Below are 12,690 nucleotides of genomic sequence, written 5' to 3'. Positions count from 1 at the left end.
CGCTCGCTGACACGCCGGACCCGTCGTTGGGGAAGGCGGTGCCGGGCCGTCGTCATGTTAGGATCTGGCGCTCCCATCCGACCCCGAGGAAAACGATGCAAGCCGGTTGGAAAACGCTCTCGGCCGCCTGTGCGGCCCTGTTGCTCGCGGCCTGCGGCGCCGACGAGGCCCCGCAGCCGCGGCCTTACGACTCCACGTACGAACCGCCTTCCGCCGGGCCGGTGCTCATCCGCGGCGCCACGGTCCTGACCGGGACCGGCCAGCGGCTCGAAGAGGCCGACGTGGTCCTGCGCGACGGGCTGGTGGCGGCAGTCGGCAGCGGGCTCGACGCGCCCCGGGGCGCCCGCGTCGTGGAAGCGGAGGGGCGCTGGGTGACCCCGGGCCTCATCGACGTGCACTCCCACCTCGGTGTCTATCCCTCGCCGGCCCTGGCCGCCCATTCGGATGGCAACGAGATGACCGCGCCGGTGACGGCCGAGGTGTGGGCGGAGCATGCGGTCTGGCCCCAGGACCCCGGCTTTGCCACCGCACTCGCGGGCGGCGTCACGACGCTGCAGATCCTGCCCGGCTCGGCAAATCTGATCGGCGGGCGCACCGTCACGCTAAAGAACGTCCCCTCCCGCACGGTCCAGCAGATGAAATTCCCGGACGCTCCGCACGGCCTGAAGATGGCCTGCGGCGAGAATCCGAAAGGGGTGTACGGAGAACGCAACCAGGCGCCGTCCACCCGGATGGGTAATGTGGCGGGTTATCGCAGGGCGTGGATCGAGGCCGCCGCGTATCTGGAGAAGCTGGAGGCAGCGGCAGCGGGTGACGGGGAGCCGCCGGCGCGGGACCTGGGCCTGGAGACGCTCGCCGGTGTGCTGCGGGGCGAGATACTCGTGCACAACCATTGTTATCGCGCCGACGAGATGGCGATCATGCTGGATGTGGCGGAGGAGTTCGGCTACCGCGTCACCGCCTTCCACCACGCCGTGGAGGCGTACAAGATCGCCGATCTGCTGGCCGAGCACGATGCCTGCGCCGCCGTGTGGGCGGACTGGTGGGGTTTCAAGCTGGAAGCCTACGACGCGGTGCGGGAGAACGGTCCGCTGGTGGACGCGGCGGGCGGCTGTGCGATTATCCATTCCGATTCCGACGAGGGGATACAGCGCCTGAACCAGGAGGCCGCCAAGGCCATGGCAGCGGCCAACCGGGCCGGCATCCCGGTCGAGCCCGAGGTGGCCATGACCTGGCTCACCCGCAACGCGGCCCGCGCCCTCGGCGTCGACGACGTCACCGGCACGCTGGAGGCCGGCAAGATGGCGGACGTCGTGATCTGGAGCGGCGACCCGTTCAGCGTGTATACGCGGGCCGACGAGGTCTACATCGACGGCGCGCTGGTCTACGACCGCACGGACCCCGGGCGCCAGCCGGTCACGGATTTCACGCTCGGCACCACTCGGCGGACAGGAGGCCCGGAATGACTCGCACGAATCATCGGAGAGGACGCCTGCTAACGGCACTCTGCCTCGCGGCTGCCATGTCCGCCCCTGTCGTCGCCTCGGCCACCGGTTCGGACGGCGGGTCGAGTGACGGGTCGAATGGCCGTTCGAATGGCAATATCCCGGTCGCGATCACCGGCGCGACGGTCCACACGATGGGCCCCGAAGGCACGCTCTCGCCGGCCGTGGTGCTGATCGAGGACGGGCGTATTGCGGCCGTGGGTACGGACGTCGAGATCCCGGCCGGGGCCCGGCGGATCGACGCCGCCGGCAAGGTGATTACACCCGGGCTGTTCGATCCGGCCAGCGTGCTGGGCGTGGAGGAGATCAGCCTGGAATCCACCACGGTGGACCACGTGCAGCGGGGTGAGCGTTATACGGCGTCCTTCACCGTAGCGCCCGCCATCAATCCGCGCTCCACGCTGATCGCGATCAACCGTATCGAGGGTGTCACCCGGGCGCTGGTCGCGCCCACGTCTTCCGCGCCGGACGAGGCGGGCGTACGCAGCAGCGTCATCTCCGGCCTGGGCACCGTCATCTCCCTGTCGGGCCATCCGGATTCCGTCACGAGGGAACGCGTCGCCCTGTTTGCGAGGCTCGGCAGTGCCGGCGGCGCGGTCGCGTTCGGCTCCCGCGCGGAGGCCCTGCTGCGGCTGCAGAGCGCGCTGCGTGACGCGGCGGAATACGCGGACAACGCCGAGGCTTATGCACGGGGCGAGCGCCGCACGCTCAGCGTGAGTGCGGAGGACCTCGAGGCACTGCAGCCCGTGCTCGCGGGCGACCTGCCGCTGGTGGTCAACGTCGAGCGGGCGAGCGACATCGACGCGGCGCTGGCGCTGGCCCGCGCACACGGCCTGCGCCTCGTGATCTCGGGCGGGTCCGAGGCCTGGATGCGGGCCGACGAGCTCGCCGCCGCGGGCGTGCCCGTAATACTGAATCCGCTCGCGAATCTGCCCGCCGACTTCGATAGGCTGGAAGCCACCCTGGAGAACGCCGCGCGGCTGCACGAGGCGGGGGTCACCCTCGTTTTCTCGGCCGGCGACAGCCACAACCCGCGCAACATGACCCAGGCGGCCGGCAACGCGGTGGCCCACGGGCTACCCTGGCACGAGGGACTGCGGGCCATCACCCGGGCACCGGCCGAGGTCTTCGGCCTGGGCGACGAACTGGGCGCGATCCGGCCCGGCCTGACCGCCGACCTGGTCGTCTGGGACGGCGACCCGCTGGAAGTCACCAGCTTCCCCGACCAGGTCTTCATCGACGGCGAGGCCGTGCCCATGCGGAGCCGGCAGACCCTGCTGCGCGACCGGTACCGTGATCCGGCCGGCGCGCCGGACAGCGGCCTGCCGCCGGCCTACGTGAGGCCGTGGACCGGGGAGGAGTTCTGACGGACCGCTGTGCGTCTGCGTCAGGGGGGAGCGAAAGCGCCGCCGGTGCGGGCAGGCGGAGCGGCGGGATTGCGGGCCTGTTCGCGGCCGTTCTGCTGGCTGCCGCAAGCATTGCCACCCTGGCGGTGCCCGCCGCCAGGGCCGAGCTGCTCATCGAGGGCATCGAGGGTGAACTCCTCGGCAACGCCCGGTCCTTCGCGGGCCTCGCGGACGAGCCCTGCGACGCGCCCGCCTGGCGGGTGCGGCGGGGTTTCCGCAACCTGGACCAGGAGATTACCGACGCGCTGAGGGCGCTGGGCTATTACGGCCCGACCTTCGAGAAGACGCTGGACCTGGAGCGTGAAGGCTGCTGGCTGGCGACCGTGGTCGTCGATGCCGGGCCACGCACGCGCTACCGGGAAGTGGAGGTCCGCATCGGCGGGGCCGCCGAAGAGGATCCGGCTTTCCTGGTCGAAGCGCGGGAGGGCCGTCCGCGGGAAGGCGAGCCGCTGCATCACGGCGACTACGCAGCGTACAAGGATCGCCTGCGCATCGCCGCCGCGGAGCGGGGTTACGTCGAGGCGGATTTCACGGCGGCCCGTATCGACGTGTGGCCGGAGCAGCAGGCGGCCGACGTCACCCTGCATTTCGCTTCCGGGCCCCGCTACCGGGTGGGCGAGATCACCGTCGAGCAGGACTTTCTCGAGCCGAGTCTGGTGCGCGCGTTCCTGGACCTCTCGGAGGGAGTCCCTTACGACGCGGCCCTGGTCAGCGACGCCTATCAGGCCATGCTCACCAGCGGGTATTTCCGCAGCGTGCGTATCGAGCCGGACCTCAGCGTCTCGCCCGACCACCGCATCCCGGTGACGGTGCGCCTCACGCCGGCGACCCGCATCGAGTACAACGTGGGCATGGGGGCTTCGACGGACGGCGGCCTGCGGCTGCGAGGCGGCTACGAGAACATGCGCGTGAACGACCGGGGCCACCGCCTGCGGGCCGAGCTGCTGGCCTCGGACGTCGAGTCTTTCCTCACGGCCAGCTACCGCTTGCCCGTCGGCGATCCCACGGTCGAGTGGCTGAGCTACAACGCGGGCCTGCGCAACGAAGACACCGATACGTCGGAGACCGACAGTGCGACCTTCGGGGTAAAACGCGTGACCAAGCTCGGCGGCGACTGGCTGCGCACGGAGGGTCTCGAACTCGGCTACTGGGATTATCAGGTGAGCACGGACAGCGACGACAGCGTGCTGGTCCTGCCGTCGCTCGCGTTCAGCCGGGCCCGGTTCGACTGGGACGTCAATCCCCGCCGCGGCTACAGCGTGGGAGTGGAAGCGAGGGGCACGCACCAGGCCATCGGGTCCACGACCAGCTTCGTCCAGTTCTCCGGCTACTTCCGCTTCGTGTATCCGCTGGGGCCGAAGGGCAAGCTGATCGCAGGCACCGAACTCGGCGTGACGATGAAGAGCGAACTGGACAAGCTGCCGCCCGAGTTTCGCTTCTTCGCCGGCGGCGATGCCAGCGTCCGGGGCTACGGCTACCAGACCCTGGGACCCACCGACGAGGAAGGCAACGTGGTCGGCGGCACCCGCCTGGCGACCGCACGCCTGGAGTACGTCCACGACCTGTTCGGCAACTTCGCCGGTGCGGTGTTCGTGGATGCCGGCAACGCGTTCGACCAGCTGGACTGGTCGCCCAGCGTCGGTGCCGGCATCGGGCTGCGGTGGCGCTCGCCGGTCGGGCCGCTGCGCCTGTACCTCGCCCATCCGTTCGACGACCCGGATCGCAGCGTGCGCCTGCACATCGCCCTGGGGCCCGACCTCTGATGCGCGTGTTCCGCGGCATCCTGTACCTGCTGATCGGCCTGATCGCGGCCGCCGTCGTCCTGACGGCACTGGTGGTGGCGACGCCCGCCGGCCTGCGCCTGACCCTGGAGGCGGCGCAACCCTATCTGCCGTCGGCGCTGGAACTGGGCGAAGTGGACGGTACCCTGGCCGGGGGCGTCGTGCTTCGCGGCGGCGCCTGGCGGGGCGAGGGGGTGACCGTCGAGATGCGGCAACTGGAGCTGGAACTCGACCCCTGGCCCCTGATCCGCCGGGACATCCGGCTCGAGCGGCTGCGGGCCCGCGGTGTCTCGGTGACCGTCGCGGAGGGGGAGGCGGAGGAGCCGCCGGAACCCGGCGGCCGGTTCCGGTTTCGCATGCCGGTACCGCTCGCCATCGAGGACGGCCGACTGGAAGACGTACGGGTGAGCGGTCCGGGCTGGTCCCGCTCGGCCCGTGTGATCGACCTGGCGGCCGGGATGCGTGACAGCCGGCTGGAGGTGGATCGGCTGGTCCTCGATAGTGACTGGCTGGGTCTGGATGCCAGGGGCGAGGCCCGGTTCGTGCCGCCATACCGGCTCCGGCTGCTCGCGGACTGGCGCTACGGGGGCGACGAGGCCGGGCCGGCTCTGGCGGGGTCGGGCCGGATCGAGGGCGACGCCGACGCCTGGACGGTGACGCACCGGCTGAGCGAGCCCGAAGAGGTGCGCACGGAAGGCACCGTGGAACTCAACGAGGCCGGCTTCCATGCCCGGCTCCGGAACGAAGTGGCCACCCTGGAGTTCCCTGTGGGCGGCGGCCGGGTTCTTGCCGTGGTCGAGGGTCGCGTCACGCTGGAAGGCTGGCTCGACGCCTACACGGCCGAGGCGCAGGCACGGCTGACGACGGACGGCGTCCCCGCCGTGAACGCGCAGGCCGCGGGCCGCGGCAGCCTCGAGTCGCTGGAGGTCGAGCGCCTGCGGCTCGAGAGCGAGGCGGGGAGTCTGGAGGCGGAGGGCCGCCTGGGTCTGCTGCCTTCCCGGCGGTGGGACGTGGCGTTTCGCCTTCGGGAACTCGCGACCGGCGCATGGGGGGCGCCGCTGCAGGGGACGCTCTCGGCCAGCGGCCGCAGCACGGGCCGATGGCCGGAGGGAGCGACGCCCGAAGGGATACTGCGAATCGAGGAACTGACCGGCCGTTATGGGGGCGAGCCCCTGGCCGGACGCGGCGAAATGGAGCTCGGCGAGGGCGGCAAGGCCACCGCCCGGGGCGTGGAATTCGCAGTCGGGGACAATCGTCTCACGCTGGATGGGCGCCTGGCGCCGGAGCCCGATCTGGGCCTCACCGTGCAGGCACCCCGCGTGGCGGCGCTCTGGCCGGCCTTGCAGGGCGATCTGCGCGGAGAGGTGGCGCTGTCCGGTTCTTTCGCCGACCCGGCGCTCGACGGAACGCTCGAGACCGATGGTCTGCGTTGGGACGGCCTGTCGATCGGGCCGTCCAGTCTGCAGGTGACTCCCGCGGCCTCGGGCTCACGGTTGCGGCTCGTGGCCGCGCAGGTCGAAGCCGGTGCCGTGAGCCTCGCCTCGCTGCGTGTCCGGGCGAATGGCGCGCCAGATTCTCACGAGTTGGCGCTGGAATTGGAAGCGGATTCCGGAACAGCTGACCTGCAGGCCACCGGCGGCCTGGCTGACGGGGGATGGTCGGGACAGCTGCGCGCCCTGCGCATCAGCCAGCCGCAATTCGGCGACTGGCGGCTGGACGAATCCGTCGCCCTGGCCGTGGCGCCACCGGCGATCACACTGGGCCGCGCCTGCCTGACCGGCGAGGGGCGCGGCACCCTGTGTCTCGAGGCGTCCCGTGATGCGGAGGCCGTCCGGGTAAATGCGGACGTCCGACGGTTACCCGCCGCGCTGCTCGCACCGCTTTTCCCCGCCGGCTCGCGTTTCGAGGGCGAAGCTGCGGGTCGGACCGATCTGACCTGGCAGGCAGGTGTCCTGGACGGCGGCGCCGATCTGACCGCAGAGGACGCCCGCATCGAGGTCATGCTGGACGAGGACCGACAGACGGAGCTCGAAATCCGTTCCTTCACCGCCAGGGCGTCGGTGGAGCGCAATGCCGCCCGCATCGAGGCGAACCTGGACCTGGGCGAGCAGGGCGACGGAGAGGCACGGCTGCAGACGGCGGACCTGTTCGATCCGGCGGCCCCGGTGGATGGCCTCCTGCGGCTGGACTTCCGCGATCTCTCGATGGTGCCGTTGCTGGTGCCGGAACTGGCCCAGGTCCGGGGCCACGTCATGGGGCGGGTCGAGATATCGGGCAGCCGCCGCGAGCCGCGCCTCGGCGGCGCGCTGCGGCTGCGCGAGGCCGGGTTCCTGTTCCCCGACGCGGGCATCGAGATCAGCGAGTTGGAGCTGGTGGCCCGGCAGGACCAGCCGGGCGTGGTCGACTACGAGGGCAGCGCGCGCTCCGGCGAAGGCACGGTGCGCATCCGCGGCACGACCCGGCGCGCGGACGAGGCGGGCTGGGTCAGCCGCTTCACGGTGGAAGGGCAGGATTTCCTCATCGTCCGGCTGCCGGACATGCAGGCCACCGCGAGCCCGGATCTCGACATCCTGCTCGACGAGAGCCGTCTCGAGGTGCGGGGCACCATCAATGTGCCGGAGGCGGACGTCACGCTGCGCGAATTGGGCGGCGATGCGGTGCGCACGAGCCCGGATGCGGTGGTGCACGGCCGCACCGAAGCCGGCGCGGCTCGGCTCGGCCCGACATTATTCGTCGAGGTGGAGGTGGCCCTCGGGGATGCCGTGCGTCTGCGCGGGTTCGGCCTGGAGACGGGTCTCACCGGATCCCTGCGACTCACGGGTGGCAGCGAGCGGCCCTGGCTGGGATTCGGCCGCCTGAGCCTCGTCGACGCCCGTTACAAGGCCTATGGTCAGGAACTCACCGTCGAGCGCGGCGAGCTGGCGTTCTCGGGCCCGCTCACCAACCCTACGCTGGATATCCGCGCGGTGCGCGATACCGGCGAGGTGCTGGCCGGCGTGCGGATCGGCGGCACCGTGCGCTCGCTCAGTTCCACGGTGTTCTCCGAGCCGCCGCTGCCGGAAGCCGAGGCCCTGTCCTATCTGCTGACCGGCCGGCCGCTGGCGGGCACCACTTCGGCCGAGGGCGACGTCCTCAACCGGGCCGCGCTGTCGCTGGGGCTGTCCCGGGCCGGCGCCGTCGCCTCCCAGATCAGCCAGGAGGTGGGCCTGGATATGCTGGCAGTGGAGGGCGGTGCCGACGACGGACGGGTGCTGGCCGGCAAGCGCCTCAGCGAGGACCTCTACCTGGAATACGCCTGGGGCATCTTCGACTCCATCGGCACGCTGCTGGTGCGCTACGACCTGAGCGACCGCCTGCGGCTCGAGTCCCGCTCGGGCGAGCAGCATGCCGTGGACCTGATGTACCGGGTGGAGACCGACTAGGCCGTCGCTGCTTGCGGCGGCGCGCGGCACTGCCTACCATGCGCTGCGGCAGCGCCCGGCGGCCGCCGGCGCCTGTCACTCGTCACTGCGAAGGAAGAATCCATGGCTCTGCCCGAACTGCTGCAGGGGAACCTGCGTCTCCCGGTCATCGGTGCGCCGATGTTCATCGTCTCCACCCCGGACCTGGTGCTCGCCCAGTGCAAGGCCGGCATCGTCGGCGCCTTCCCGGCGCTGAACGCGCGGCCCCAGTCCATGCTGGACGAATGGCTGGACCGCATCACCGGCGAACTCGATGCCTACCGCCAAGCCAACCCTGACAAGCCGGTGGCACCGTTCGCCGTCAACCAGATCGTGCACGCGAGCAACGACCGTCTGCAGGCGGACATGGAGACCTGCGTGAAGTACCGGGTGCCCATCATCATCACCAGCCTGCGCCCGCCGAGCGAGGTGGTGGACGCCGTGCACGGCTACGGCGGCCTGGTTTTCCACGACGTCATCAACCTGCGCCACGCGCGCAAGGCGGCGGAGCAGGGCGTGGACGGCATCATCGCCGTCTGCGCCGGCGCCGGCGGGCACGCGGGCACCCTGAGCCCGTTCGCCCTGGTCAAGGAGATCCGCGAGTTCTTCGACGGCACCGTGATCCTGTCCGGGTGCATGTCGAACGGCGGCGACGTGCTCGCCGCCCGGGCCATCGGCGCGGACCTGGCCTACATCGGCACCCGCTTCATCGCCACCGACGAGGCGAACGCCATGCCGGACTACAAGCAGATGCTGGTGGACAGCGCCGCTTCCGACATCGTCTACACGTCGCTGTTCAGCGGCGTGCACGGCAGTTACCTGAAGCCCAGCGTGGCCCGGGCCGGCATGGATCCGGACAATCTGCCCGAGGCGGACAAGAACGCCATGGATTTCGGCAGCGGCGGCAACACCCACAAGAAGGCGTGGAAGGACATCTGGAGCGCCGGGCAGGGAGTGGGCAGCATCCACGAGGTGTTGCCGGTGGCGGACCTGGTGGAGCGGCTGGCCGACGAGTACGCCGAGACCAAGCGCCGACTCGCGGTCGGCTGACGGGCGCGCCGCGCATCGAGCTGAACGCCGGGGCGAGCATGCGGGATGCCGGTCGCCCCGCTCATGCCCTATACTGCAGGGGAGCCCGCCAGAGACTCCGCACGGAGCCCGGGCTCGATGCAGAGGCAATCATGCTCATTCTTGCGCGAAAGGCCGGTGAATCCATCCGCATCGGCGACGACGTGAAGGTGACCGTGATCAGGGTGAGGCGCAACGAGATCAGGCTCGGATTCGAGGCCCCTTCCGACGTGAAGATCCGCACCCCGGAGCAGGACGCCGAAGAGGGCCGGGATTCCGGCACCGACGCGGGCGACGAAGAGTAGGCGGACTCCCGCCCGCGGCATGACCAGTCTGTCGGCCCTGATCATGGTAGCCCTGGGCGGCGCGGCCGGGGCGCTGGCGCGCTTCGGCCTCACGGTGGCCTTCCAGCGCCAGGCCATCGTATTCCCTTTCGGCACCCTCGGCGCGAACCTGCTCGGCTGCCTGCTCATCGGCATGCTGGCGGAAATGGCGGCCCGTACCGAACTCCTGAGCGGTAACGCGCGGCTGCTGCTGGCCACCGGCTTCTGCGGCGGCTTCACCACGCTCTCCACCCTCACGCTGGAACTGGTCCAGTACGTGCGCGGCGGTTATCTGCTGACCGCCGCGGGCTACTTCGCCCTCACCTTCGCCGGGGCTTTCGTGAGCTTCTTCGCGGGACTGGCGCTGATGCGCTTGCTGCTGCGCGCCGGCTGACGCGCCCTCAGCCGGCCGCCGCGCGCAAATGTTCGAGGATGGCCGGCAGCGCGCGGTCATGTTCGGGCTTCATCAGCACCGAGCGCAGCACCGTCACCGACTCGTCGTCGAACTCCATGCCGGGCCACCAGCGGGCCGCCAGCAGCGACGGCAATTCCATCAATGCGAGGTGCAGGCCGCTTTCGGCTGCGCGCTCGAAGCAACGCCGCGATGCCCGACTGACGGCACCGGCAGTCGCAGCCGACGGCGCCCAGACGACGATGTCCAGGTCCGGCGGCATCAGCGTCAGGAACGCCGGGTCGTCGGCGAGTGCCCGGTGCAGCGCGACGGCGGCCTGCCGGCAGCGCGCCAGCCCGGCGGCGAACTCGCCGCCGGGCTCCGGCGGCAGCAGGCGCTGGGTGGCCCACAGCGCGACAGCGGCGGCGCCGGCGCGGGAACACTCCAGGCTGATCTCGCCGAGATGCAGATCGTCGGAGGTGAAATAGGTATAGGCCGACTCGTGGCGGTAGTGGACGGCGACCGCCGGGTCGCGGAACAGGATGCAGCCGCAGCCATAGGGCTGCAGGCCGTGCTTGTGCGGGTCGATGACGATGGAATCGGCCCGGTCCACGACGGCAAAGGCGCGGACTGCCGGCGGGGACAGGGAGTCGAGCAGGCGGAAATAGCCGCCGTAGGCGGCGTCCACGTGCACCCGCAGGCCGTGACGCTCGGCGATCTCCAGGATCTCGGGCAGCGGATCGGTGCTGCCGGTGCCGGTCGTGCCCAGGGTGGCCACCACCGTGCCGATGCCGCCGGCGCGGACGGCCGCGTCGAGGGCGTCCGGGTCCATGCGCCCGTGGGCGTCGGCGGCCACCTCGGTAAAAGGCATCCGCAGCACGTCCGACAGCCGCCGGTGGGTGTAATGGGCCATGGCCGAGGCGGCGATGCCACGGTCCGGATGCCTCTCACGGGCGATCCACAGTGCCTCCAGATTGGCGACCGTGCCCCCGCCCGTGAGGTGCCCCAGGTGCGTGTCCCAGCCGAACATCGCCGCCAGCTGCCCGACCGCCTCCTTCTCCATCGCCGAGCTCGCCCGGCCGCCGTCGAGGGCGTGATTGTTCGGGTTGACGGTCATCGCGAGGGCGTAGGCGAGGCGCGCCGCCGGGTGGGGCGGCTTCAGCATCTGGCCCGCGTAGAGCGGATGATGGTAGGGGAAGTTGTCATGGAGGCGGCGCGCCGTATCCAGCAGCACCTGCACGAGGGCCGGATCGGCCGCGGGATCCTCCCGCTGCGGGTCGGCAGGCAGACCGGCGGCGAGTTCCGCGGCGGCGCGGGCGAGGGCCTCGAGTTCCTTTTCGGTGTACATCGGCGGGGTCTCCCGGGAACGGTGGCGGGACAGTACCGGGCCTCGTAGTGCGTCGTCCAGACATTGGTCGCGCACGGGAGCCGGTTTATCATGTGTCCCATGGACCTGATTGCGCTGGCCGTCCCGTTCTTCATTCTCGCGCTGCTCGCCGAAGTGGCGATCGATCGCTGGCGCGGCACCGGCTACTACCGTCTGAACGATGCCATCGGCAGCCTCAGCACCGGCATGCTGAGCACCACCATCGGGCTGTTCACGCGGGTGGTCAATATCGCCATCTACGCGTTCGTGCTGGATTACTTCGCGATCGCGACCCTGGACATGGCGCTGTTCGATTTCAGCCCCGCGGGGCTGGCCATGTGGGCGGGCGCGCTCCTGTTCTGGGACTTCTGCTATTACTGGGTTCACCGCTTCGGCCACGAGATCAGCGTCATGTGGGCGGCACATGCGGTGCATCACCAGAGCGAGGAGTACAACCTCTCGACGGCGCTGCGCCAGACCAGCTCCGGGTTCCTGCTGAGCTGGATCTTCTACCTGCCGATGTTCCTGGTTGGCATCCCGGTCGAGGTCTTCATCACCGTGAACGCCATCGACCTCATCTACCAGTTCTGGGTCCACACCCGCCACGTGGGCAAGCTCGGCTGGGTGGACCGGGTGTTCGTGACGCCGTCGAATCACCGCGTCCATCACGCGCAGAACGAGCGCTATATCGACAAGAACTACGGCGGCATCCTGATCCTGTGGGACCGGCTGTTCGGCACCTTCCAGGAAGAACTGGACGAGGAGCCGGTGGTCTACGGCGTGCGCAAGCCGCTCAGGAGCTGGAATCCGTTTTACGCCAACCTGCACGTTTACCACGACCTGTGGCAGGACGCCGTGCGCACCCGCCGCTGGCGCGACAAGCTCGGGCTGTGGTTCCGGCGCACCGGCTGGCGGCCGCCGGACGTGCGGGACGAGCCGCGGGGCAACGTGGTGCCGGAGCAGTTCGAGAAGTTCGATCCGACCCTGCCCGCGGGGGCGCGAACGTATCTGCTGGTCCAGTTCGTGCTGGCGGTGCTGGCGTCCTCCGCCATCGGCGCCGTCTTCACGACCGCGGCGCTCCCCACCACGCTGGTCCTCTGCCTGCTGTTCTGGTTCCTGGTCTACAACCTCGCCTTGATCAACGAGGGGCGGTCGAGCGCGGTGCGGCTGGAACTGGTGCGCCTGCTCGTAGCCGTCCCTCTGGGCGCCCTCTGGCTCGCCCAGGCCGAACCCGCCTGGTTCGCCGAGCCTGCGGTCTGGCCCGCAATCGGGGGCTACGTGGCCTTGTCCGTCGTCGTGCTCACCAGGATGCCGGGGTTCGGCCACAGCGCAGTAACCGAACAGGCATTAAGCTGATATTTCATAAAGATGCCGATGATTCCTGAGACGCTTTCTAGATCGAGGCCGTCT

General features: G+C 70.2%; 9 protein-coding genes. 8 read left to right on the top strand and 1 reads right to left on the bottom strand.

Annotated features, from left to right (window positions below):
- Window positions 1-95 precede the first annotated feature (95 nt).
- From ACJMK0_RS12675 to ACJMK0_RS12645, 7 genes are all read left to right on the top strand, one after another.
- Window positions 96-1,466 (top strand): amidohydrolase, encoded by a 1,371-nt coding sequence (locus tag ACJMK0_RS12675; protein ID WP_405238778.1) that lies wholly within the window; start codon window positions 96-98, stop codon window positions 1,464-1,466.
- A gap of 56 nt (window positions 1,467-1,522) precedes the next feature.
- Window positions 1,523-2,872 (top strand): amidohydrolase family protein, encoded by a 1,350-nt coding sequence (locus ACJMK0_RS12670; protein WP_405238777.1) that lies wholly within the window; start codon window positions 1,523-1,525, stop codon window positions 2,870-2,872.
- A gap of 125 nt (window positions 2,873-2,997) precedes the next feature.
- Entirely contained in the window at window positions 2,998-4,674 is a 1,677-nt protein-coding gene (locus ACJMK0_RS12665) for an autotransporter assembly complex protein TamA (RefSeq protein ID WP_405238776.1), read from the top strand.
- On the top strand, window positions 4,674-8,114 hold the full coding sequence (locus ACJMK0_RS12660) for a translocation/assembly module TamB domain-containing protein (protein ID WP_405238775.1): 3,441 nt from the start codon (window positions 4,674-4,676) through the stop codon (window positions 8,112-8,114). The genes ACJMK0_RS12665 and ACJMK0_RS12660 overlap by 1 nt, the downstream gene beginning before the upstream one ends.
- 102 nt (window positions 8,115-8,216) lie before the next feature.
- On the top strand, window positions 8,217-9,182 hold the full coding sequence (locus tag ACJMK0_RS12655; RefSeq protein ID WP_405238774.1) for an NAD(P)H-dependent flavin oxidoreductase: 966 nt from the start codon (window positions 8,217-8,219) through the stop codon (window positions 9,180-9,182).
- Window positions 9,183-9,313: 131 nt separating this feature from the next.
- On the top strand, window positions 9,314-9,505 hold the full coding sequence (locus ACJMK0_RS12650; protein ID WP_405238773.1) for a carbon storage regulator: 192 nt from the start codon (window positions 9,314-9,316) through the stop codon (window positions 9,503-9,505).
- Between the two features lie 19 nt (window positions 9,506-9,524).
- Window positions 9,525-9,917 (top strand): CrcB family protein, encoded by a 393-nt coding sequence (locus ACJMK0_RS12645; protein ID WP_405238772.1) that lies wholly within the window; start codon window positions 9,525-9,527, stop codon window positions 9,915-9,917.
- Between the two features lie 7 nt (window positions 9,918-9,924).
- Here the strand turns inward: ACJMK0_RS12645 and ACJMK0_RS12640 are convergent, their stop codons facing one another.
- Entirely contained in the window at window positions 9,925-11,262 is a 1,338-nt protein-coding gene (locus ACJMK0_RS12640; protein WP_405238771.1) for a pyridoxal phosphate-dependent decarboxylase family protein, read from the bottom strand.
- 99 nt (window positions 11,263-11,361) lie between these two features.
- On the opposite strand from ACJMK0_RS12640, the gene ACJMK0_RS12635 reads away from it, so the two are divergent.
- On the top strand, window positions 11,362-12,636 hold the full coding sequence (locus ACJMK0_RS12635; RefSeq protein WP_405239065.1) for a sterol desaturase family protein: 1,275 nt from the start codon (window positions 11,362-11,364) through the stop codon (window positions 12,634-12,636).
- Window positions 12,637-12,690 lie beyond the last annotated feature (54 nt).

It is taken from the genome of Lentisalinibacter orientalis (genome assembly GCF_040706535.1).
Lineage (GTDB): Bacteria > Pseudomonadota > Gammaproteobacteria > Steroidobacterales > Woeseiaceae > Lentisalinibacter > Lentisalinibacter orientalis.
This window is presented reverse-complemented; position numbering and strand designations above follow the sequence as displayed.